Consider the following 21,047-nt stretch of genomic DNA (forward strand, 5'->3'; position numbering starts at 1 on the left):
GGGAATACGCATGCGTGCAGTCATTACAACGATCGTGCTGCTTGGGCTGGCACTGCTGAGCGGGGTGGCCAATGCCGGCAGCCGTGCCCAGGCGCGGGCGCTGGAAACCACCCAGGCTGCCTACACGGCCGCCGTGCGCTGGAACGATTTCGATGCCGCGCAGGGCTTCGTCGAGCCGGCCTATGCCCAGGCGCATCCGCTCAGCGACCTGGAACGTTCGCGCTACGAGCAGGTGCAGATTTCCGGCTACCGCGAGGTGCGCGTGGGCCAAGACCCCAATGGCGACCTGCGGCGCGAGGTCGAGTTGCGGGTGATCAACCGCAATACCCAGGCCGAACGGCTGGTGCGCAGCATCGAGATCTGGCGCTGGAATCCCGAGCAGAAGCGCTGGTGGCTGGCCAGCGGCCTGCCCGACCTGTGGAAGGGCCAGTAGCCTGGCCCCTGCGCGCCGGGCGTCGCGTGCGCCAGCTGTGCGACAATTCCCGCCCGCTCGACTGACCCTGACCCCGTGAATTTCGAAGAGCTGCAGGCCTTTGTCGGCCGCAACCCCATGTTGTCGCTGGCCCTGGTGGGCCTGACCATCGCCCTGATCGTCACCGAGGTCGCGCGCCTGTTCCGCGGCTATCGCGCGCTCAAGCCGGCCGAGCTGACCCGTCTGATCAACAGCGAAAATGCGCTGGTGATCGACCTGTCGCCCACTGCCGACTTCGAAAAAGGCCACATCGCCGGCAGCCGGAACGTGGCGCTGGCCAAGTTCGACCCAGCCGGCAAGCTATTGGCCAACGCCAAGGCCTCGCCGGTGGTCGTGGTGTGCCGCAGCGGCACCACCTCCGCCGGTGCAGCCAAGACGCTGAAGAAAGCTGGTTTCGAACAGGTGTACTGGCTCGAAGGCGGCGTCGCCGCCTGGCAGATGGCCGAGCTGCCACTGATCAAGGGCCGCTGATCCGCCTTGTGCGGCAACCGGCACGCCCCCATTGCTGGCGTGAGAGACTTGCGCTTTCACGTTCGCATCACTCAACGCTGCATCCACCGAACCGTTTCTGGAGTTAGGAATGTCCGACGAAATCCTCAACGGCGCCGCTGCGCCGGCCGACGCCGCTGCTGGTCCCGCCTTCACCATCGAAAAGATTTACGTCAAGGACGTGTCCTTCGAATCTCCGAACGCACCGGCCGTCTTCAATGACGCCAACCAGCCCGAGCTGCAGCTGAACCTCAACCAGAAGGTGCAGCGCCTCAACGACAACGCCTTCGAAGTGGTGTTGGCCGTGACCCTGACCTGCACCGCCGGTGGCAAGACGGCCTATGTGGCCGAAGTGCAGCAGGCCGGTGTGTTCGGCCTGGTCGGCCTGGACCCGCAGGCGATCGACGTGCTGCTCGGCACCCAGTGCCCCAACATCCTGTTCCCGTACGTGCGCACCCTGGTCAGCGACCTGATCCAGGCCGGCGGCTTCCCGCCGTTCTACCTGCAGCCGATCAATTTCGAAGCCCTGTACGCGGAAACCCTGCGTCAGCGTCAGAACGAAGGCACTTCGCTGGCCGATTCCGAGCCGGCTGGCAACGCCTAAGCGTTGATTGCGCCGATGAGCGATTGGACCCACAAGATCGCCGTTCTCGGCGCCGGCTCCTGGGGCACGGCCCTGGCCGCACTGCTCGCCAGGCATGGTCATCCGACCGTGCTCTGGGGGCGCGATGCGGCGATGGTGGACACCATCGACCGCACCCACGAGAACGCGCGCTATCTGCCGGGCATTGCGCTGCCCGACAGTCTGCGTGCCACCACCGACCTGCAGGCGGCGGTAGCTGACGCCACCTGGATCCTGGTGGTGGTGCCCTCGCATGCGTTCACCGAGACCATCCGGCTGATCGCACCGCTGCGTCCGGCCGGTGCCGGCGTTGCCTGGGCGACCAAGGGCTTCGAACCCGGTTCCGGGCGGTTCCTGCATGAAGTGGCACGCGACATCCTCGGCCCCAGCGTTCCGCTGGCCGTGGTGACCGGGCCCTCCTTCGCCAAGGAAGTCACGCTCGGCCTGCCGACCGCCATCACCGTGCACGGCGACGATGCGGCGTTCGCACAAGTGGTGGCCGATGCGATGCACGGCCCCACTTTCCGCGCCTACACCGGCGACGACATGGTGGGCGCCGAGCTGGGCGGGGCGATGAAGAACGTGCTGGCGGTGGCCACCGGCGTGGCCGACGGCATGCAGCTTGGTCTCAATGCACGGGCCGGTCTGATCACGCGTGGCTTGAACGAAATGCTGCGTCTGGCGGCGGTGATCGGCGCACGTCCGGAGACCCTGATGGGCCTGGCCGGATTGGGCGATCTGGTGCTTACCTGCACCGGCGATCTGTCGCGCAACCGGCGCCTGGGTCTGGCCCTGGGGCGCGGGCAGAGCTTGGACGATGCGATCCGCGAGATCGGCCAGGTGGTCGAATCGGTGCAGACGGCCGATGAGGTCATGCGTCAGGCCGAACACCACGGCATCGAACTGCCGATCTCCAATGCCGTGCGTGCGGTATTGCACGGTGAAATCACTCCGGAAGCAGGCCTGAAGGAACTGCTGGCACGCGAGCGCAAGCCAGAGTACCCGCAGACCTTGTTTACCTGAGAACAGCCGACAAACCGCTGCGCTTACTGCCAGTCGTGCGTGGGCCGGTGCTTAGAATCCTCGTGCGCCACCCTTGCATGACGGTTCCGCGCGCTGTCCACGCCACCGGATGATTGCTCGCTCCGTCTTGTTCGCCGCGCCAAGACCGGTAGCGCCTCGGCATCCGATGCGAAAATGCACAACACAACGCCCGGCGTACCGGGCGCTTTTGTTTGGCCGCTTGCCGCGCGGCGCAAGCACGGCCTTGGCGGATCGGGCGCCAGGTCGTTGGGGCACCCAACGCGAGCGCGGCCCACCCTCGTGACGCAGATGCATCGTTGGCGAGGTTCCCTGTGCGAAGTGACGCGCATCGTGACGCGCATGTCCAAACCGCCAACCGATCGCCCAAAAGAAAGAAGCCCGGTCGGGGGACCGGGCTTCCAGTGCAACGCGGGAGAGAGCGCGCGCTGCAGTCAAACGTGCGGCTTACCAGCTGAAGCGCGGGCCGACCGACCATTCCTTGTTGCCGTCGCCATCCATACGGATGTCGCCGTTGATGCCCCAGTTCTGGTTCAACTTCACCTGGGCGCCAAGGCGGCCGTAGAAGTTGTCGCCGATGTCGATGCCACGCTTCTTGGAGAAATCTTCGTAGCCAGCCAGGGCATAGACTTCGAAGTGCTCGCCGAAGGCGTTACGCAGACCGGCTTCAACGCTGTAGCCGTCGAAATTGATGTTCGGGGTATCCAGGTCCAGCTTGCGGTAGGCAACGCGCGCAACGAAGTCGGTGCTCGTGGCGATTTCGTGGTTGAAGCCCACGCCGACGCCCCACTGCTGGAAGTCCGAGTCGGTGTTTTCGAACACGTTGTTGTTGTCGTCAGCATTCTGCTTGCTGTAATCGCCGAACACGTGGAAATTCGGAGCGATGGCGTAGGAGGCCTTCACGCCCCAGCCGTCCGCATCGCGACCTTCGGTCGGCGTGCGCACGTAGTCGCCTTCGACGAAGTTGTAGGAGAGGTTTTCAGCAGCCGAAGCCGCAAACGGCAGAGCTGCGAGAAGGCCGAGGGCCAGCAAAGAAGTCTTCATGATCGGGATACCTGTACTTATTTGATTGGACCGGCGCTGAGGCGGATGCCGTTCGCTGCCGAGATGTAAATTCTCCGTTATTCGATGGAACGCGACATGAATTTTGGACTGACCAGTTGATGAATCATCGCGCCAGATTCAGCTGCGCTTTCTTGTGTAGCGTGCAGATGCGCGTACAGCACGTGCAAAACGTGATGCTCTAGCGCTTACATGGCGCCGACGTGGGCATGTGTACACAAACGCGGCAGATCGCCGGGTTTCCAACGTTTTACGCGTGCTCGCTCCACCAGCACATTGCACTGACACCGCCGCTGGGAGCATTGCACGCCTGTTGAACACACCTGTGGAGCTGCATCGTGGCGAAGAAAAAACGTTGGCGCGCTTTCTGGCCGAGACGCTGCAGAGCGCCGGGGTCGAGCGGATCTGGGGCGTGACCGGCGACAGCCTCAACGGCTTGACCGATGCCTTGCGCGAGATGCAGACCATCGAGTGGATGCATGTGCGGCACGAAGAAGTGGCAGCGTTCGCCGCAGGTGCCGAGGCGGCGGTGACCGGCCAGCTTGCGGTGTGTGCGGGCAGTTGCGGGCCGGGCAATCTGCACCTGATCAACGGGCTGTTCGATTGCCATCGCAGCCGCCAGCCGGTACTGGCGATTGCCGCGCATATTCCGTCGTCCGAGATCGGGCTGAGCTATTTTCAGGAGACCCACCCGCAGGAGCTGTTTCGCGAGTGCAGTCACTTCGTGGAGTTGGTGACCAACCCGGCGCAATTGCCGGAAGTGCTGCATCGGGCGATGCGCACGGCCATCCTGCAGCAAGGCGTGGCGGTGGTGGTGATTCCCGGAGATATCGCGTTGCTGGAGGTGGACAAGCATGTCTCCAGTGCGTGGCCGGCGCTGCGTCAGCCGCGGATGCTGCCCGCCGCCGAGGACGTGCGGCAATTGGCCGAGCTGCTGCAACAGAGCAAGGCGGTGACGCTGTTGTGCGGCAGTGGCTGTGCCGGCGCGCATGACGCAGTCGTGGCGTTGGCCGACACGTTGGGTGCGCCGGTGGTGCATGCGCTGCGCGGCAAGGAATACGTGGAGTGGGACAACCCGTTCGATGTCGGCATGACCGGCCTGATCGGTTTCAGTTCCGGTTATCACGCCATGCTCAATTGCGACACCTTGCTCATGCTGGGCACGGATTTTCCGTACCGGCAGTTCTACCCGAAGGACGCGACCATCGTGCAGGTGGATCGCGACCCGAGCGCGCTCGGTCGGCGCACGCCGTTGCAGCTGGGCATTGCCGCCGATGTGGGCGAAACCATTGCAGCATTGCTGCCGCAGCTGCAGCGCCGCGAAGAACGTGGCTTTCTGGAAAAGTCGCTTGCGCACTACCGCAAGGCGCGCGAAGGGCTGGACGATCTGGCGGTGCCGGCAGATCCCGGGCAGCCGCTGCACCCGCAGTTCGTGACCCGGCTGATCAGCCAGATTGCCGATCAGGATGCAGTGTTCACCTGCGATGTCGGCACGCCCACGGTGTGGGCCGCCCGCTACCTGCGCATGAACGGCAAGCGTCGCTTGCTGGGGTCGTTCAATCACGGCTCGATGGCCAACGCAATGCCGCAGGCGCTTGGTGCGCAAGCAGCATTTCCTGGTCGGCAAGTCATTTCGCTATCGGGCGATGGTGGCTTTGCGATGCTGATGGGCGATTTCATCTCGCTGGCGCAATTGAATCTGCCGGTGAAGGTGGTGGTGTTTAACAACGCTTCGCTGGGATTTGTGGCGATGGAGATGAAGGCTGCCGGTTACCTGGATACCGGTACCGAGCTGCGCAATCCGGATTTCGCGGCGATGAGCAACGCGATGGGCATCCTCGGCATCCGTGTCGATGAGTCGTCGCAACTGGAGCGTGCATTGCGCCAAGCCTTCGCGCATTCGGGTCCGGCGCTGGTGGATGTGCGCATCGCCACGCAGGAGCTGGCGGTGCCGCCGGCGATCAAACTCGAACAGGCCAAGGGTATGGGCCTGTATCTGCTCAAAGCAGTGATGAGCGGGCGTGGCGATGAGGTCATCGAGTTGGTGAAGACCAACCTGCGTTAATTCAGTTGCACTCACGCACACTGGCTGTCCTCTTCAGGCCGCTTCGTCCATGCCCCGTTCGCTGCTCCGGCAACTGTTGCTGATCTGGATGGTGATAGTGGCCGCCTGTGTGGGCGTGGCCACGATGTTGTACGGCCTGTATCGGCAGACCGAGGGTGTGCGGCTGGAAGAGGCGCGCCAGCAATTGGGCGGGCAATGCGCGCGCATCGTGCAACGCTATGCCGGGGCAAGCGAGGCGGCGCGTCGCGGCGACGATGGCGCAGGCCTGGCAGCGGTGGTGGTGCAGTTGGTGCTGGCCGATGCGCCAGGCGTCGAAGGCGGTGTCTGGGACCTGCACAAGGGCTTTGTTGCCTATGCGTACCCGACCTACGACGGCAGCGATCACAAGACCGATATTCCCGCCGCGGAGTGGGCCAACATCGTCAACACGGCGCAGCAGAGCGTGACGACAAGGCAGGCGGCGCAATACCGTCGCGACGGTCGCCGCGAGGTGCTGCTGATCAGCGCCTGTCCGTTGGCATCCGGCAGCGCGGCATGGACGATGACGCGGGTGCCGGCCAGCAAGGCCGACGCGTGGCGGCCGTTGGTCGTTGGCATGCTGCTGATCTTCGCGATGGTGGCGATATCGGCCATTGCGCTGGGCGTGCTGGTGCGGCGCTGGAGCCAGCGCCTGCAGCGGATCCAGCAGGCGCTGGCCGCCGACACCCAGACGCCGCACATTCCGCCGACCGGTGCGCCGGAACTGGACCGCCTGGGCGCGGCAGTCAACGACTATGCGCAGCGCAACGCGCAGGCGCTGGCGCAGACGCGCCGGCTGGCCGACGAGCTGTCGCGGCACGAACGGCTTGCCGCACTGGGGCGCATGACGGCCACGGTGGCGCATGAGATCCGCAACCCGATCGCCACGATGCGGTTGGCGCTGGAAAACGAGATCGCGCGCCGCGATGCGACGCCGGATGATGCGGCGCATGGCGAGTTGATGCTGGGGCAGATTCGTCGCCTGGATGGCGTGGTCGAGAGCCTGCTCGGCATGGTGCAGCCGATTCGTCTGCAACTGGAGACGGTGGTCGTGCAGGACTGGCTGGCGGCGCTGCTGGAACACAGCCCATTACCGCCGGGCACGCCGCCGCCCCGCCTGCTGCTTCCGGCCGCGCCGTTGCGCTGGACCCTGGATCCGCAGCAACTGGGGCGCGCCGTGCACAACCTGCTGCGCAATGCTGCGCAGCACGCCGATCCAGGCAGCGAGGTCACGCTGCAGGCGGCAGCAGTGGAGGGCATGTTGCAGCTGCAGGTCTGCAACCGTGGCGCGCCGATCGCAGAACCGATCGCTGCGCACCTGTTCGAACCGTTCGTCAGTGGCCGCGCCGACGGCAATGGCCTGGGGCTGGCGCTGGTGCGCGAGATCGCGCGTGCGCATGGCGGGCACGCGCGCTACGCACATGCCGACGGGCTGACCCATTTCATCCTGGAGTTGCCATGGCGCGCATCCTGATCATCGACGACGACGCGGCGTTTCGCACCACCTTGCAGGCCACCTTGCGCTCGCTCGGGCATACGGTGGTCGCCGCCGGGAACGGGCCGGACGGGCTGGCGCGGCTGAGCGAAGGCGGCATCGACATGGCGTTCGTGGATTTCCGCATGCCGGGCATGGATGGCATCGCGGTGCTGCGTGCGCGCCTGGACGATGCGCAGGCGCGTCAGGTGCCGCTGGTGATGCTGACCGCCCATGTGTCCAGTGGCAACACGATCGAGGCGATGACGCTGGGCGCCTTCGATCATCTGGTCAAGCCGGTCGGCCGTGCCGATATCGTGGAGGTGGTGGAGCGCGCGCTGCTCAGTCGTGCCGATGCGCAGGCTGCAGCGACAGACAGCTCGCCTGCGCCGGTCGAAGATGAGGATGCACTGGTCGGCCACAGCCCGGCGATGCGCACCGTGCACAAGCGCATCGGGCTGGCAGCGGCGTCCGATCTGCCGGTGCTGATCACCGGGGAAACCGGCACCGGCAAGGAATTGGCCGCACGCGCACTGCATCGCGCCAGCCCGCGCGCCAATGCGCCATTTGTCGCAGTCAACTGCGCGGCCATTCCGCTGGACTTGATGGAGAGCGAGCTGTTCGGCCATCGCAAGGGGGCGTTTTCCGGCGCCAGCAGCGACCGACGCGGGCTGATTCGCGAAGCCGATGGCGGCACGTTGTTTCTGGACGAAATCGGCGACATGCCATTGCCGATGCAGGCCAAGCTGCTGCGTTTCCTGCAGGAAGGCGAGGTGACGCCACTGGGTGGCAGCGGCCCGCAGAAGGTGGATGTGCGGGTGCTGGCCGCCACCCATCGCGACCTGGCGGCCTGCGTGGCCGACGGACGCTTTCGGAGCGACCTGCGTTACCGCCTCAATGTGGTGCCGATTGAACTGCCGCCATTGCGCGAGCGTGGCCAGGACATCCTGCTGCTGGCCCAGCACTTCCTGAGCGCCGATGCAGCGCGTGCGCAGAGCCTGTCGCCGGCCGCGCAGGAGCGCCTGCTCGCGCACCGCTGGCCTGGCAACGTTCGCGAATTGCGCAATGTCATGCAGCGCAGCCAGGTCTTGGTGCGTGGCGCCAGCATCGATGCGGCGGATCTGGATGAAGCGCTGGGCGAGGCGGGCGAAGTGTCGCCTCAGGAGCCATCGGTGGTGACCGGGACCCTGCCCGAGGCCGTGGCGCGGCTGGAAACGCAGATGATCCGGTCGGCGCTGGAACACAGCCAGGGCAATCGCGCCGAGGCCGCGCGCCGGCTGGGGATCCACCGGCAGCTGCTCTATCGCAAGCTGGAGGAATACGGCCTGTGACACTTGTGCGCACATCGATCACATGCTGCGGGACAGGTGTCCCCAAACCGGACAGGGTGGATGAAATGCAGACGTCTCCGTCCGGTTGCAGAGCAAATAAAGCTCTTTCAAAACAATCAGTTATTGGTTGGCACGATTGCTGCTTTGTCTCTGGTACGCGGCCCCTTCCCGCCGCGCAGGAGACATCCCCATGATGCGTCAGACTGTTCTTGCAATTGCCCTGGCCTGCACCATCGGCGCCGCCGCCGCACAGGTGGCCGCCCCGCCGCCGCCGCCGGCGCCCAACGGCCCGATCGGCGGTCCGCCAGCCCCGCCGACCCCGGTCGCCGCCACACCGGTGAGCGTGAGCGGTACCGTCGAGCGCTTCCTGCTCAACCCCAATGGCGAGGTCGACGGACTGTGGCTGCGCGACGGCACCCAGGTCGGGTTTCCACCGCATCTGTCCAGCGAGGTGAAGGCAGCCGTACGGGCCGGCGACAATGTCGTCGTCAAGGGCTTCCGCCTGGGCAATCTGCCGGTGCTGCAGGTCAGTTCGATCCGCTCCGGCCGTAGCGGCCGCGAGGTGGTCGACCGTCCGCCCACCTTCGGCGCCGCCCCGCCGCCGCCGCCGACCCCCGGCCAGCTGACCCCGTTGCAGTCCGATGGCACGATCCAGCGCCTGGTCTATGGGCCTGCCGGCGAGGTCAATGGTGCGCTGGTCAGCGATGGCACGGTGGTGCGGATGCCACCGCATCTGGCGCTGCAGTTTGCCGATCTGCTGCGCGTGGGCGAGCCGCTGAGCGCTAGCGGCTTCGGTGTGGCCACCCCGGACGGCCGTGCGATCGAGGCGACCCAGCTGGGGCGTGATCGCTCCTCGCTGCGTGCGCTGTTCACCGCGCCGCGTCCGGACGGCCCGCTGCCGCCACCGCCGCCGGGCGCGCCGGTTCCGCCGGCCGGCCGTTGAGTCGTACCGCTCCTGTTTTGTTCGTTGGTTTCCTCCGCTGGTCACGCAGCCGCGTGGCCAGCGGCTTGACCGGCAATGCCGGTCCTTTTTCGGAGTAACACCATGCATTGGGTCGACCCTGATTTCCTCCCCGCCACCCGCGGCACCCTGGCGCGTTTCCTGCTCAACCCCAAGGCCGATATCGACGGCCTGCTGCTCACCGATGGCACCGAAGTGCACACCCCGCCGCATCTGTCCGAGGCGCTGCTGAAGGCGCTCAAGCCTGGTAGCGCGCTCACCGTACGTGGCCTCAAGCCGCGCGACGTGGAGATGCTGGTGGCGCTGGCAATCGATCCGGAAGGCGGCAAGCGCATCCTCGATGAAGGCCCGCATGGGCCGCATGCCAAGCCCAAACCCAAACCGCCCGGCAAACCGCCCAAGCCGGAAGTGGCCCAGCACAGCGGCACCATCACCCGGTTGCTGCACGGTCCGCATGGGCAGGTGCATGGCGTGCTGCTGGACGATGCGGTCACGGTGCGGTTTCCGCCGCATGCCGGTGGCGACTTCGCCAAGCAGCTAGTGGTCGGCAAGCCACTGGTGGCCGAAGGCGAGACCAAGGCCACGCCGCACGGCGTGCTGATCCATGCCCATGCCTTGGGTGGCAAGGCGGCGACGCTGAAGCAGATCGAGCATCCACCGCACGGCCCTGCGCATAAACCCAAGCCCAAGCCCAAACACTAGGAGCCTAACATGCGGCCACCGCGCGCCACTGAGATGCCCGCCCCGTGGCCTGCCACGTGCGCCTTCGTGCGCGCTCGCAGCGGAGCGGTGCCATGCCGATGACCAAGGCCAGGCCCCGTGGGACACGCGCGCTGGAAGCACTGCATTTCAGCGTGGCCGATGTGCAGGACGGGCTGGGGCCGTTCCTCAGCGTGTTTTTGCAATCCAAAGGCTGGTCGGTGGCGGCGATCGGCACGGTGATGAGCGTGGGCGGCATTGCCGGCATGCTCGCCACCACACCGGCCGGCGCGCTGGTCGATGCCACCCGGCGCAAACGCGCCGTGGTGGTGGTCGGTTGCCTGGCGATCCTGCTTGCCACCGCCTTGATCTGGCTGCAGCCCACCTCTTCGGGCGTGGTCGCCGCCCAGATCGCCTCGGCGTTGGCAGCGGCCGGCATTGGCCCGGCATTGACGGGCATTACGTTGGGGCTGGTGCACGCGCACGGTTTCGACCATCAGCTGGCGCGCAATCAGGTGACCAACCATGCGGGCAACGTGCTGGCCGCGGTGCTGGCCGGCTGGTTGGGATGGCGCTATGGCTTCGCCGCCGTGTTCCTGCTGACCGCCTTTTTCGGCGCCCTGGCGCTGGTGGCGGTGCTGGCGATTCCGGCTGCGGCCATCGACCACCGCGCAGCACGCGGTCTGGCAAGCAACAACGGTGGGGATGCGTTGAGCGGTTGGCGTGTGCTGCTGACCTGCCGCCCGCTGGCGCTGCTGGCGGTGACGCTGGGGCTGTTCCATCTGGGCAATGCGGCGATGCTGCCGCTGTACGGCATGGCGATCGTGGCGGCGCACGCCGGCGACCCGAGTGCATTGACGGCCACCACCATCGTGGTGGCACAGGCCACGATGGTGGTGGTCGCGCTGCTGGCGATGCGCTGGATACGCGTGCATGGGCACTGGTGGGTGCTGCTGGTGGCGTTCATGGCCCTGCCGTTGCGCGCCTTGGTGGCGGCATCGGTGATTCACGGCTGGGGCGTGTTTCCGGTGCAGATCCTCGATGGGCTCGGCGCCGGCTTGCAAAGCGTGGTGGTGCCGGCACTGGTCGCGCGGTTGTTGCAAGGCACCGGGCGCGTGAATGTCGGCCAGGGCGCGGTGATGACCGTGCAGGGCGTCGGTGCGGCACTGAGTCCGGCGTTTGGTGGCTGGTTGGCGCATGCCTTCGGCTACCGCATCGCGTTTCTGACCTTGGGTGCGATCGCGCTGCTGGCAGTGGCGTTATGGGCCGGCTGTCGCGGCATGTTGCAGGCAGCGGCTTCCATTCAGGCCGAGACAGTGCTGTGACCGGTGCGCAGGGCGCGCGCAAGCGGAGCGACCGATCGCTGTCCGTCGCGGCTTGCGCGCTATCGATCGCACTGCGTTGGTAGGGACGAGCAAGTGCGCTCTGACCAGGGGCGTGTCCTGTCGGCCGGCAGGCCTGGCAGTCGCGCAGATGACGCGGCGCACATCATCGCCTCGTTGGTCCGGATCGATGCAGTGTCTGTCGCTGTCCAACGATAGCTACCACCACAGATGCCGCGTTCTGGTGAGAGATCAGGTGCGGTAGCCACCATCTCATCGCGCGTCCGTCGATGCGGTCTTGCCAGCAGGCACGCAGGCGCATGCCGTTGCGTACAGTCCCGGCTATCGCCTGGTTACTGGCCGCCAGCGAAATTCCATTGCCGCCAGGCTTCGAACACCATCACCGCAACGGTGTTGGACAGATTGAGGCTGCGGTTGTCCGGGCGCATCGGCAAACGGAGCCGGTGCTGCGGCGGAATTGACTCCAGCACCTCGGCCGGCAGGCCGCGGGTTTCCGGACCAAATAAAAACGCATCGCCATCGGCGAACTGCGGTGTGTCGTAGCGCACCGTACTGCGGGTGCTCAGCGCGAAGACGCGCTTGGGCGCGATCGCGGCCAGGGCGCTGGGCAGGTCGGTGTGCACCTGCAACGGCGCGTATTCGTGGTAGTCCAGGCCGGCGCGCTTGAGCTGCTTGTCGCTGAGGTCGAAGCCGAGCGGCTCGATCAGGTGCAGGCGCGCGCCGGTATTGGCGCACAAGCGAATCACATTGCCCGTATTGGGCGGAATTTCAGGCTGAAACAGGATGACGTCGAGGACAGGTGCTGGCATGCGCGCAAGTGTAGCTGCGCGCGTGCTTAAAGGCTGATGGCGGCGTTGACCAGCGCTTCCAGTTCGGCCGGCGAGGGCTGCAGCTGCGGCGTCGGCAGGTTCACGATGACCTGGCCCATCAGTGCACCGATGGCGCCAGCTGCCTGGCTGGAGGCGCTCTGCGCGCTGGCGGCGGCGCTGCGCACCACCAGGTCGGCACGCTGTTCAGCCGAAGGGCGCACCTGCACCGCCGCCAAGGTGACGATGCGCGGGCCGGCCTGTTCGGCGGCCAGCGCGGCCACTTGCTCGGCCGAGGGGCGCACTTGCACGGCGGTCAGGGTGCGAATGGCGCTGTTGCGCTCCAGTGTCTGCTGGGCGATCTGGTCGGCGGCCGGGCGAACCTGGACGGTGTCCAGGGTGGTCAGGCTCGCGGCCTGGGCAAACCCGGCCAGGGTGGCGCCAGCGAACAGGGCGGTGGAGAGGGCGATGCGCAGGGTCTGGGTCTTCATGGCGGGGTCTCTTGGTGTTGTTAATCAGTGGTGTGGTAGTAAGGTAGTACACCGCCTCGGTACGCACAAGAACTTTCGCGTGGCTTTTTATTTTGTTCAGCGAAAAGTCAGTTTCAGCGGCTGTCGGCGGTTGCGAGATACAGGGGAGCAAACGGTGTGCCAACAAAAGGCCATTGTTTTTAAAGGGATTTCAGCCGCGTAAGAGTGTCCGCGTCCGGACACCCGGACGCGCTGCAGGACGGCGGACACCGCGGCTAAACGGGTATGCACGCTCAAGGCAAGGCGGTTCGGTGCGCTGAATGGGTGGATGGCGGGTGCCACCGCGCGCCGGATCGCCAGCAGGCAACTGCGGCACAATCCGGCTTTCCCCACAGGTGTGATGACTTATGCGCGTGCTGATGCTGTCTGTTCTGGTTGCCACCACCACTGCGGCGTGCACCTGGGTGCCGATCGAACAAAGCGGCAAAAGTGTGCGGGTGCTGCCCGCAGGCCCTGTGCCAGCGGGGTGTCAGCAGCAGGGCGAAGTGGTGGTGACGGTCAAGAGCAAGGTCGGCTTCTACAACCGCAACCCGCTGCGCGTGCAGGAAGAGCTGGAAACGCTGGCGCGCAACGAGGCCCCCGGCGCCAACGCCAATGCGGTGCAGGCGCAAGGCCAGCCGGCCGACGGCAGCCAGCGTTTCAACGCCTTCCGCTGCCCCCCGCGCTGAACCGTTGGGCTGGGGCGAAGGCGATTCAATTGTAAAGATGCGGTAAAACCAGCCAGCGGCTAGACTAGCGCCCCCTCGCCTGACGCCATGGCGCTACTTCGATGCTCTTCCAGAATGTCTCCATCGCGGGACTGGCGCATGTTGATGCGCCGCACACGCTGACTTCCAAGGAAATCAACGAACGCCTGCAACCGACCTACGACCGCCTCGGAATCAAGACCGACGTGTTGGGCGACGTTGCCGGTATCCATGCACGGCGCTTGTGGGACCAGGATGTCCAGGCATCGGACGCCGCCACCCAGGCCGCGCGCAAGGCGCTGATCGATGCCGGTATCGGCATCGAGAAGATCGGCTTGCTGGTCAATACCTCGGTGAGCCGCGATTACCTGGAGCCGTCCACGGCGTCCATCGTGTCCGGCAACCTGGGCGTGGGCGACCACTGCGTCACCTTCGACGTGGCCAACGCCTGCCTGGCCTTCATCAATGGCATGGACATCGCCGCACGCATGCTTGAGCGCGGCGAGATCGACTATGCGTTGGTGGTGGATGGCGAGACTGCCAACCTGGTGTACGAAAAGACCCTTGAGCGCATGACCTCGCCGGATGTCACCGAGGAGGAGTTCCGCAACGAACTTGCCGCGCTGACCCTGGGCTGCGGTGCAGCAGCCATGGTGATGGCGCGCACCGAGCTGGTGCCCGACGCGCCGCGCTACAAGGGCGGCGTGACCCGTTCGGCCACCGAGTGGAACAAGCTGTGCCGGGGCAACCTGGACCGCATGGTCACCGACACCCGCTTGTTGCTGATCGAAGGGATCAAGCTGGCCCAGAAGACCTTCATGGCCGCCAGGCAGGTGCTGGGCTGGGCGGTGGAGGAGCTGGACCAGTTCGTCATCCACCAGGTCAGCCGCCCGCACACCGCCGCCTTCGTGAAGTCGTTCGGCATCGACCCGGCCAAGGTCATGACCATCTTCGGCGAGCACGGCAACATCGGCCCGGCCTCGGTGCCGATCGTGCTGAGCAAGCTCAAGGAGCTGGGCCGCCTGAAGAAGGGCGACCGCATCGCGCTGCTGGGCATTGGCTCGGGCTTGAATTGCTCGATGGCCGAAGTGGTTTGGTGATGCACGGAAAGACGCGTTAAAAGAAATGGATTTTTAGAACGCGTTCTTGCATCATGTTCGTTCTCGCAACATGAGCAGGTGCCATGGATGAACCACCCGCTTTCGACCCGGGTCAACCCCACAATGCTCTCCCGCCGCTACCGCCGGCGGGAGATATAGAAACCCGCAGCCTGCTCAAGGCCTGCATCGTCGCACGCACCGCCCTGGCCGAACTGAAACAGGCCACCGCGTTGTTACCCAACCCGGCCGTGTTGATCAATACGATTCCGGTCCTGGAGGCGCAGGCCAGCTCGGAGATCGAAAACATCGTCACGACCACTGACGATTTATTTCGCTACGCAGACGACCAAGAGCGCGCCCAAAACCCCGCGACCAAAGAAGCCCTGCGTTACCGCAGTGCGCTGTACGAAGGCTTTCAATCGCTCAGACAGCGGCCGCTGTGTACCGAAACCGCGATTGCCGTGTGCAGTCGTATCAAAGCGGTGCAGATGCAGATTCGTCGCGTGCCTGGTACTGCGCTGACTAACGATCAGATCCAGCAGATCATTTATACCCCGCCAGTGGGTGAAACGCTGCTACGCGACAAACTCGCGAACTGGGAGCGCTTTATCCACGAACACACCGATGTCGATCCATTGATCCGGATGGCGGTTGCGCATTATCAATTCGAAGCGATCCACCCATTTACCGATGGTAACGGTCGCACAGGGCGGGTGTTGAATCTGCTGATGCTGATCGAACAAGGATTACTCGATGTACCGGTGCTGTATCTGTCGCGCTACATCATTCGACATCGCAGCGACTACTACCGCTTGCTGCTGGACGTGACGCGGCATGGACACTGGGCCGAGTGGATTCATTACATGCTCGCTGCCGTCGCTGAGACTGCTGCATGGACAACAGCCAAAATCCAGGCGATTCGCGGCTTGGAGGCACAGGCGCAAGATCACGTCCGCAGCCTCGCACCGAAGGCCTACAGCCGCGAGCTTGTCGATGTGATCTTCAACCAGCCGTATTGCCGCATCCAAAATGTTGTAGAGGTGCTGGGCGTGACCAGGCAAACCGCTGCACGTCACCTCAAGGAACTGGTAGATATCGGTGTCTTGAAAGAGCAGCGTTTAGGCAAGGAAAAACTGTTCCTACATCCGGCATTTTTACAGCTGCTGTCCAGCGACGAGCATCAACTGCCGCCGTATCGGGGGCATGCCAGGCAAGCCGAGTGACGCTTGGGAGCTATTCGAATCTCCGCTACGGCTGGCGTGCCTTGGCCCGGACGCATCGTGACAACCAACGTAATCTGCACTTGTGTGCGGTACAGGGCAGCACCTGCACCGCGCGAAATTACTCGAACTGAATCGGACGCGTTTTTGCATGAATTACCCCGGCTACCCCTTTACCCCCAAGCGCCTTGAAGTGCGCCCCGGCGTTGCGATGTCGTATCTGGACGAAGGCCCGCGCGATGGCGAGGTGGTTGTCATGCTGCACGGCAATCCGTCGTGGAGTTATTTGTGGCGGCATCTGGTGAGCGGCCTGTCCGATCGCTACCGCTGCATCGTGCCCGATCACATCGGCATGGGGCTGTCCGACAAGCCGGACGATGCGCCCGACGCGCAGCCGCGTTATGACTACACGCTGCAATCGCGCGTGGACGATCTGGATACGTTGTTGCGGCATCTGGGCATCACCGGGCCGGTGACGCTGGCGGTGCACGATTGGGGCGGCATGATCGGGTTCGGCTGGGCGTTGTCGCATCACGCCCAGGTCAAGCGGCTGGTCATCACCAACACCGCAGCGTTCCCGCTGCCGGCGGAAAAGCCGATGCCGTGGCAGATTGCGATGGGCCGGCACTGGCGGCTGGGCGAGTGGTTCATCCGCACGTTCAATGCGTTCTCGTCCGGCGCTTCATGGTTGGGCGTGTCGCGGCCGATGCCGTCGGATGTACGCCGTGCGTATGTGGCGCCGTACAACAACTGGCGCAATCGCATCTCCACCATCCGCTTCATGCAGGATATTCCGCTGTCGCCCGCCGACAAGGGTTGGTCGCTGCTGGAGCGCTCGGCGCAGGCGCTGCCTGCGTTCGCCGATCGTCCGGTCTTCATTGCCTGGGGCCTGCGCGACATTTGCTTCGACAAACACTTCCTGGCCGGCTTTCGCAAGGCACTGCCGCAGGCCGAAGTGACAGCATTCGACGATGCCAATCACTATGTGCTGGAAGACAAGCATGAGGTGTTGGTGCCGGCGATTCGCGCGTTTCTGGAGCGCAATCCGCTCTAGCGCATTGCGCCGGCAGCAGCGTGCGGCCACGCGTCAGCTCACTGCACGCAATGACTGGAATGACTGCATCCAAATCCGATGCAGCGCATCGGTCATCCCGGCCAGATGCCTGCCGACGCGGTTGCGAGCACGACACAAGGTGCTGCGCTATAGCGTTACATCGGCGGCAGCGGGTTGCGTTGTGCGTCGTCCACGCCAACCCAATCGGCATCGGTCAGTGCGTGCAGGCCGTGCGCCAAACGCGCTTTATCGCATTGCGCACTGCGCTGCCCGAATTCCAGCGAGGCCGGCACGGCCGCGCAGGACGAGGGGCGGCGGTCGTGGATGCTGCAGCGGCTGTAGCGCCCGATGTCCGCGTCCAGCGCGATGCAGCGCGGTTGCGACTGCGAGGTGCCGCGCATCACCCGCTCATGCGTGCGTAGGGCGTCGGTCAGCTCGATCGGCACCCTGCCGCCCAATGCAGGATCGGCTTCGCTCCAATGGAAACTGACGCGGAAATAGGCGCAGCAGGCGCCGCAGGTAAGGCAGGGGTGTGCCATGGAATGCCGGGCCTGGCGCGGCGAAATCGCGTGGGAAGCGCGGCATTTTGACCGAACCGCGCCGCGATACAAGTAGCGTGCCGCGGTGACCGGTTAGCGATTCAGATGCGCGCCGCCATGCCTGGGTGGGCGGCGCTCCACGCGTGCCGCGCACCCAGGCATGCGCTGCGAACGCGTTGCGGCGATTGGGTCGGGTACTGCCGCGCATCGATGCGTCATGGCGTCAGGCGATGATGAGCCGCACTTGCGCCCGCGCCGTGCGTCGCCTTCAGGCAGGCTGCAGCGGCCGGTGCCATTGGCGCATGGGTGATAATGCGCAGATGACGACCCTCTGCAATATCGCGGCCACCCTTCCGCAACTGGCGCGCGAGCGCCCCGACCAGATCGCCATCCGTTGCCCGGGCGCTCGCGGCGCCAACGGGTTTGCCGCCTACGATCTGACCTTGAGCTATGCCGAGCTGGATGCGCGCAGCGATGCGATCGCCGCCGGACTGGCACGCCACGGCATCGGGCGCGGCGCGCGTGCGGTGGTGATGGTGCGGCCGTCGCCGGAATTCTTCCTGCTGATGTTCGCCTTGTTCAAGGCTGGCGCGGTGCCGGTGCTGGTGGACCCCGGCATCGACAAACGTGCGCTCAAGCAGTGCCTGGACGAAGCGCAGCCGCAGGCATTTATCGGCATTGCGCTGGCGCAGCTGGCGCGTCGCCTGTTGCGCTGGGCGCGCTCGGCAAAGCAGATCGTTACCGTCGGCGGACGTTACGGCTGGGGGGGAGTCACGCTGGCGCGGGTGGAGCGCGATGGTGCCGGCGCAGGCAGCCAACTGGCCGACACCGCGCCCGACGATGTGGCGGCGATCCTGTTCACCAGCGGCTCGACCGGCGTGCCCAAGGGCGTGGTGTATCGCCACCGGCACTTCGTTGGGCAGATCGAATTGCTGCGCAATGCGTTCAACATGCAGCCCGGCGGAGCGGATCTGCCGACGTTTCCGCCATTTGCCTTGTTCGATCCGGCGTTGGGACTGACCTCGGTGATTCCGGACATGGACCCGACGCGCCCGGGCAGTGCCGACCCGCGCAAGTTGCATGATGCGATCGCGCGCTTCGGTATCACCCAGTTGTTCGGTTCGCCGGCCCTGATGCGCGTGCTGGCCGACTATGGGCAGCCGCTTCCCAACGTGCGCCTGGCCACGTCGGCCGGTGCACCGGTGCCACCGGATGTGGTGGCGAAGATCCGCGCGCTGCTGCCGGCCGATGCACAGTTCTGGACCCCGTACGGCGCCACCGAATGCTTGCCGGTGGCCGCGATCGAAGGGCGCACCCTGGATGCCACGCGCGCCGCCACCGAGGCTGGTGCCGGCACCTGTGTGGGCCAGGTGGTCGCGCCCAATGAGGTGCGCATTATTGCGATTGACGATGCGGCCATTGCCGATTGGAGTGGCGTGCGCGTGCTGGCGACCGGTGAGGTCGGCGAGATCACCGTTGCCGGCCCCACCGCCACCGACACCTATTTCAACCGCGATGCGGCCACGCGCATCGCCAAGATCCGCGAACGCCGCAGCGATGGCAGCGAGCGCGTCGTGCACCGCATGGGCGATGTCGGATATTTCGACGCCGAAGGACGCTTGTGGTTCTGTGGGCGCAAGACCCAGCGCGTGGAAACCGCCAGCGGCCCGCTGTACACCGAACAGGTGGAGCCGGTGTTCAACGTGCATCCGCAGGTGCGGCGCACCGCGCTAGTGGGCGTGGGTGCGCCCGGACAGCAGCAACCGGTGCTGTGCGTGGAGTTGCAGCCGGGGGTGTCTGCTCCCGCGTTCGCACAGGTGGAAAGCGACCTGCGCGCGCTGGGCGCTGCCCGCCCGCACACCGCAGGTATCGCGCGTTTCCTGCGCCACTCCGGTTTTCCGGTCGACATCCGCCACAACGCCAAGATCGGCCGCGAAACGCTGGCGGTGTGGGCAGCGCAGCAGCTGCATAAGAACGGATGACAACAGGCAGCGCCTAGTGGTCAGGCGGGTATGGATGGCGCACTCGTAAATTGCAGCGCGCAAGCGGTCGATTCCGATCACCGCACCCACCCGCCCGCCAGGGATTAGGCGCAGTGTCTGTTGGTCGCTGCGGCCCTCGACGGCAGCCTGCACGGCCGCGCGTCGACGCAAGATCGCCAAGTCGGGTGTGGCCGGCTATGGTGTCGTCCCTCAGAGGCGAGGTGTTGTGCGATGAAGGTATTGGTGACCGGTGGTGGCGGCTTTCTTGGCCAGGCGTTGTGCCGCGGCCTGCGCGCGCGTGGGCACGAGGTGGTGAGCTTCCAGCGCGGCGATTACCCGGTGCTGCAACGCCTGGGCGTGGGCCAGATCCGCGGCGACCTGGCCGACCCGCAGGCGGTGCGGCATGCCTTCGCCGGCATCGATGCGGTGTTCCACAATGCCGCCAAGGCCGGCGCATGGGGCAGTTACGACAGCTATCACCAGGCCAATGTGGTGGGCACGCAGAACGTGATCGAGGCCTGTCGCGCCAATGGCGTGCCGCGGTTGATCTATACCTCCACGCCCAGCGTCACCCATCGCGCCACCAACCCGGTGGAAGGACTCGGTGCCGACGAAGTGCCGTATGGCGAGAATCTGCGCGCCGCCTACGCGGCAACCAAGGCCATTGCCGAGCGTGCAGTGCTGGCCGCCAACGATGCCCAGTTGGCGACAGTGGCGCTGCGACCGCGCCTGATCTGGGGGCCGGGCGACAATCACTTGTTGCCGCGCCTGGCCGCGCGTGCGCGTGCCGGGCGGCTGCGCATGGTCGGCGATGGCAGCAACCTGGTCGACAGCACGTACATCGACAACGCCGCGCAGGCGCATTTCGATGCGTTCGAGCACCTTGCCGTGGGCGCTGCCTGCGCAGGCAAGGCGTACTTCATTTCCAATGGCGAACCGCTGCCGATGCGCGAGTTGCTCAATCGTTTGCTGGCTGCGGTGGACGCGCCGGCAGTCACGCGTTCGCTGTCGTTCAACACCGCCTACCGCATCGGCGCCGTGTGCGAAACGCTATGGCCACTGTTGCGTCTGCCAGGCGAGGTGCCGTTGACGCGTTTTCTGGTGGAACAGCTGTGTACGCCGCATTGGTACAGCATGGAGCCGGCACGTCGCGACTTCGGCTATGTACCGCGCATCAGCATTGAAGAAGGCCTGCAACGGCTGCGATCCTCATCTTCCAACGACATCGCCATCACCGGATAAAGACCGGCATATCCACAAGATACGTCTGCGCCGATTCGGCACGACAACTTCTGGATACCTTGCCATGCTGCATTACGCCATCATCTTTTTCGTCATCGCCATCATCGCTGCTGTGCTGGGCTTTAGCGGTATCGCCGGTGCGGCGACCAACATCGCCTGGATCCTGTTCGTGGTGTTCCTGATCCTGGCAGTGATCTCGATGTTCCGTCGCGGCAAGGTATAACGCTTAGCTGCGATACGTCACGGCAGCGGCGCTGCCGGTTGGCGCTCACAGGGCCCGCTTCCGCAAGGATGCGGGCCCTGTGCGTTGT

At 65.4% G+C, this 21,047-nt stretch carries 21 protein-coding genes and 1 other RNA gene; 18 read left to right on the plus strand and 4 right to left on the minus strand.

Annotated features, from left to right (window positions below; translation table 11 throughout):
- Positions 1–10: 10 nt before the first annotated feature.
- The 5 genes from ACCQ16_RS01030 to ACCQ16_RS01050 all read left to right on the plus strand — a co-directional run bounded on the left by ACCQ16_RS01030 (position 11) and on the right by ACCQ16_RS01050 (position 2,742).
- Positions 11–433: a hypothetical protein gene (locus ACCQ16_RS01030; RefSeq protein WP_008572013.1), complete on the plus strand. Its 423-nt coding sequence runs from the start codon at positions 11–13 to the stop codon at positions 431–433.
- Between the two features lie 75 nt (positions 434–508).
- A complete protein-coding gene (locus tag ACCQ16_RS01035) occupies positions 509–943 on the plus strand; it encodes a rhodanese-like domain-containing protein (RefSeq protein ID WP_005912207.1) in 435 nt (144 codons plus the stop codon).
- A gap of 109 nt (positions 944–1,052) precedes the next feature.
- On the plus strand, positions 1,053–1,565 hold the full coding sequence (secB, locus tag ACCQ16_RS01040; RefSeq protein ID WP_003488515.1) for a protein-export chaperone SecB: 513 nt from the start codon (positions 1,053–1,055) through the stop codon (positions 1,563–1,565).
- A gap of 15 nt (positions 1,566–1,580) precedes the next feature.
- Entirely contained in the window at positions 1,581–2,606 is a 1,026-nt protein-coding gene (locus tag ACCQ16_RS01045) for an NAD(P)H-dependent glycerol-3-phosphate dehydrogenase (RefSeq protein WP_008572015.1), read from the plus strand.
- Between the two features lie 62 nt (positions 2,607–2,668).
- A non-coding RNA gene (locus ACCQ16_RS01050) (sX9 sRNA) lies at positions 2,669–2,742 on the plus strand.
- A 329-nt stretch (positions 2,743–3,071) separates the two neighbouring features.
- Here ACCQ16_RS01050 and ACCQ16_RS01055 read toward each other — a convergent pair.
- On the minus strand, positions 3,072–3,668 hold the full coding sequence (locus ACCQ16_RS01055; protein ID WP_003488520.1) for an OmpO family porin: 597 nt from the start codon (positions 3,666–3,668) through the stop codon (positions 3,072–3,074).
- 373 nt (positions 3,669–4,041) lie between these two features.
- On the opposite strand from ACCQ16_RS01055, the gene poxB reads away from it, so the two are divergent.
- The 6 genes from poxB (at position 4,042) to ACCQ16_RS01085 (ending at position 11,559) form a co-directional block, all read left to right on the plus strand.
- The gene (poxB, locus tag ACCQ16_RS01060; RefSeq protein WP_218196065.1) at positions 4,042–5,751 is read left to right on the plus strand and encodes a ubiquinone-dependent pyruvate dehydrogenase; all 1,710 of its coding nucleotides are present in this window, start codon (positions 4,042–4,044) and stop codon (positions 5,749–5,751) included.
- Between the two features lie 49 nt (positions 5,752–5,800).
- Positions 5,801–7,243 (plus strand): sensor histidine kinase, encoded by a 1,443-nt coding sequence (locus tag ACCQ16_RS01065; RefSeq protein ID WP_218195819.1) that lies wholly within the window; start codon positions 5,801–5,803, stop codon positions 7,241–7,243.
- Positions 7,228–8,574 (plus strand): sigma-54-dependent transcriptional regulator, encoded by a 1,347-nt coding sequence (locus ACCQ16_RS01070; RefSeq protein ID WP_127166973.1) that lies wholly within the window; start codon positions 7,228–7,230, stop codon positions 8,572–8,574. The genes ACCQ16_RS01065 and ACCQ16_RS01070 overlap by 16 nt, the downstream gene beginning before the upstream one ends.
- Positions 8,575–8,764: 190 nt before the next feature.
- Positions 8,765–9,517: a hypothetical protein gene (locus ACCQ16_RS01075; RefSeq protein ID WP_014089009.1), complete on the plus strand. Its 753-nt coding sequence runs from the start codon at positions 8,765–8,767 to the stop codon at positions 9,515–9,517.
- 102 nt (positions 9,518–9,619) lie between these two features.
- The gene (locus ACCQ16_RS01080; protein WP_003488352.1) at positions 9,620–10,237 is read left to right on the plus strand and encodes a hypothetical protein; all 618 of its coding nucleotides are present in this window, start codon (positions 9,620–9,622) and stop codon (positions 10,235–10,237) included.
- A gap of 92 nt (positions 10,238–10,329) precedes the next feature.
- The gene (locus ACCQ16_RS01085; protein ID WP_277573054.1) at positions 10,330–11,559 is read left to right on the plus strand and encodes an MFS transporter; all 1,230 of its coding nucleotides are present in this window, start codon (positions 10,330–10,332) and stop codon (positions 11,557–11,559) included.
- Between the two features lie 350 nt (positions 11,560–11,909).
- On the opposite strand, the gene ACCQ16_RS01090 is transcribed toward ACCQ16_RS01085, so the two are convergent.
- Together ACCQ16_RS01090 and ACCQ16_RS01095 are read right to left on the minus strand one after the other, a co-directional pair.
- Positions 11,910–12,386 carry a tRNA (cytidine(34)-2'-O)-methyltransferase gene (locus ACCQ16_RS01090; RefSeq protein ID WP_008572190.1) on the minus strand — a complete coding sequence of 159 codons (477 nt, stop codon included), beginning with the start codon at positions 12,384–12,386 and terminating at the stop codon, positions 11,910–11,912.
- Between the two features lie 26 nt (positions 12,387–12,412).
- Positions 12,413–12,874, minus strand: coding sequence for an XAC0231 family protein (locus tag ACCQ16_RS01095; RefSeq protein WP_008572191.1), 462 nt, complete (start codon positions 12,872–12,874; stop codon positions 12,413–12,415).
- Between the two features lie 386 nt (positions 12,875–13,260).
- Here ACCQ16_RS01095 and ACCQ16_RS01100 point away from each other — a divergent pair, with 386 nt between their 5' ends.
- The 4 genes from ACCQ16_RS01100 (at position 13,261) to ACCQ16_RS01115 (ending at position 16,973) form a co-directional block, all read left to right on the plus strand.
- Positions 13,261–13,581, plus strand: a complete 321-nt coding sequence (locus ACCQ16_RS01100) for a DUF4156 domain-containing protein (protein WP_008572192.1) — start codon at positions 13,261–13,263, stop codon at positions 13,579–13,581.
- A gap of 101 nt (positions 13,582–13,682) precedes the next feature.
- Positions 13,683–14,699: a 3-oxoacyl-ACP synthase III gene (locus ACCQ16_RS01105; RefSeq protein WP_008572193.1), complete on the plus strand. Its 1,017-nt coding sequence runs from the start codon at positions 13,683–13,685 to the stop codon at positions 14,697–14,699.
- An 83-nt stretch (positions 14,700–14,782) separates the two neighbouring features.
- Positions 14,783–15,922 carry a protein adenylyltransferase Fic gene (fic, locus tag ACCQ16_RS01110; RefSeq protein ID WP_277573053.1) on the plus strand — a complete coding sequence of 380 codons (1,140 nt, stop codon included), beginning with the start codon at positions 14,783–14,785 and terminating at the stop codon, positions 15,920–15,922.
- 148 nt (positions 15,923–16,070) lie between these two features.
- Positions 16,071–16,973 carry an alpha/beta fold hydrolase gene (locus ACCQ16_RS01115; protein WP_014089013.1) on the plus strand — a complete coding sequence of 301 codons (903 nt, stop codon included), beginning with the start codon at positions 16,071–16,073 and terminating at the stop codon, positions 16,971–16,973.
- Positions 16,974–17,128: 155 nt separating this feature from the next.
- Here the strand turns inward: ACCQ16_RS01115 and ACCQ16_RS01120 are convergent, their stop codons facing one another.
- Entirely contained in the window at positions 17,129–17,512 is a 384-nt protein-coding gene (locus ACCQ16_RS01120) for a YkgJ family cysteine cluster protein (protein ID WP_011345957.1), read from the minus strand.
- A 320-nt stretch (positions 17,513–17,832) separates the two neighbouring features.
- Between ACCQ16_RS01120 and oleC the strand changes: the two genes are divergently transcribed.
- From oleC to ACCQ16_RS01135, 3 genes are all read left to right on the plus strand, one after another.
- Positions 17,833–19,494 (plus strand): olefin beta-lactone synthetase, encoded by a 1,662-nt coding sequence (gene oleC, locus ACCQ16_RS01125; protein WP_277573052.1) that lies wholly within the window; start codon positions 17,833–17,835, stop codon positions 19,492–19,494.
- Positions 19,495–19,725: 231 nt separating this feature from the next.
- Positions 19,726–20,736 (plus strand): 2-alkyl-3-oxoalkanoate reductase, encoded by a 1,011-nt coding sequence (gene oleD / locus ACCQ16_RS01130; protein WP_008572201.1) that lies wholly within the window; start codon positions 19,726–19,728, stop codon positions 20,734–20,736.
- Between the two features lie 64 nt (positions 20,737–20,800).
- Positions 20,801–20,959: a DUF1328 domain-containing protein gene (locus ACCQ16_RS01135; protein WP_003468167.1), complete on the plus strand. Its 159-nt coding sequence runs from the start codon at positions 20,801–20,803 to the stop codon at positions 20,957–20,959.
- Positions 20,960–21,047 lie beyond the last annotated feature (88 nt).

Source organism: Xanthomonas sp. NCPPB 1062 (genome assembly GCF_041481705.2).
In the GTDB taxonomy this organism is placed as follows: Bacteria; Pseudomonadota; Gammaproteobacteria; order Xanthomonadales; family Xanthomonadaceae; genus Xanthomonas; species Xanthomonas euvesicatoria.

What these genes read in the sequence shown, in the direction of transcription:
- oleD (WP_008572201.1), top strand. Translation starts at nt 19,726, where the DNA reads ATGAAGGTATTGGTGACCGGTGGTGGCGGCTTTCTTGGCCAGGCGTTG.
- ACCQ16_RS01065 (WP_218195819.1), top strand. Translation starts at nt 5,801, where the DNA reads ATGCCCCGTTCGCTGCTCCGGCAACTGTTGCTGATCTGGATGGTGATA.
- ACCQ16_RS01115 (WP_014089013.1), top strand. Translation starts at nt 16,071, where the DNA reads ATGAATTACCCCGGCTACCCCTTTACCCCCAAGCGCCTTGAAGTGCGC.
- ACCQ16_RS01100 (WP_008572192.1), top strand. Translation starts at nt 13,261, where the DNA reads ATGCGCGTGCTGATGCTGTCTGTTCTGGTTGCCACCACCACTGCGGCG.
- ACCQ16_RS01075 (WP_014089009.1), top strand. Translation starts at nt 8,765, where the DNA reads ATGATGCGTCAGACTGTTCTTGCAATTGCCCTGGCCTGCACCATCGGC.
- ACCQ16_RS01105 (WP_008572193.1), top strand. Translation starts at nt 13,683, where the DNA reads ATGCTCTTCCAGAATGTCTCCATCGCGGGACTGGCGCATGTTGATGCG.
- ACCQ16_RS01135 (WP_003468167.1), top strand. Translation starts at nt 20,801, where the DNA reads ATGCTGCATTACGCCATCATCTTTTTCGTCATCGCCATCATCGCTGCT.
- ACCQ16_RS01085 (WP_277573054.1), top strand. Translation starts at nt 10,330, where the DNA reads ATGCCGATGACCAAGGCCAGGCCCCGTGGGACACGCGCGCTGGAAGCA.
- ACCQ16_RS01055 (WP_003488520.1), bottom strand. Translation starts at nt 3,668, where the DNA reads ATGAAGACTTCTTTGCTGGCCCTCGGCCTTCTCGCAGCTCTGCCGTTT.
- ACCQ16_RS01030 (WP_008572013.1), top strand. Translation starts at nt 11, where the DNA reads ATGCGTGCAGTCATTACAACGATCGTGCTGCTTGGGCTGGCACTGCTG.
- ACCQ16_RS01120 (WP_011345957.1), bottom strand. Translation starts at nt 17,512, where the DNA reads ATGGCACACCCCTGCCTTACCTGCGGCGCCTGCTGCGCCTATTTCCGC.
- ACCQ16_RS01070 (WP_127166973.1), top strand. Translation starts at nt 7,228, where the DNA reads ATGGCGCGCATCCTGATCATCGACGACGACGCGGCGTTTCGCACCACC.
- secB (WP_003488515.1), top strand. Translation starts at nt 1,053, where the DNA reads ATGTCCGACGAAATCCTCAACGGCGCCGCTGCGCCGGCCGACGCCGCT.
- ACCQ16_RS01045 (WP_008572015.1), top strand. Translation starts at nt 1,581, where the DNA reads ATGAGCGATTGGACCCACAAGATCGCCGTTCTCGGCGCCGGCTCCTGG.
- ACCQ16_RS01080 (WP_003488352.1), top strand. Translation starts at nt 9,620, where the DNA reads ATGCATTGGGTCGACCCTGATTTCCTCCCCGCCACCCGCGGCACCCTG.
- oleC (WP_277573052.1), top strand. Translation starts at nt 17,833, where the DNA reads ATGACGACCCTCTGCAATATCGCGGCCACCCTTCCGCAACTGGCGCGC.
- ACCQ16_RS01095 (WP_008572191.1), bottom strand. Translation starts at nt 12,874, where the DNA reads ATGAAGACCCAGACCCTGCGCATCGCCCTCTCCACCGCCCTGTTCGCT.
- fic (WP_277573053.1), top strand. Translation starts at nt 14,783, where the DNA reads ATGGATGAACCACCCGCTTTCGACCCGGGTCAACCCCACAATGCTCTC.
- ACCQ16_RS01090 (WP_008572190.1), bottom strand. Translation starts at nt 12,386, where the DNA reads ATGCCAGCACCTGTCCTCGACGTCATCCTGTTTCAGCCTGAAATTCCG.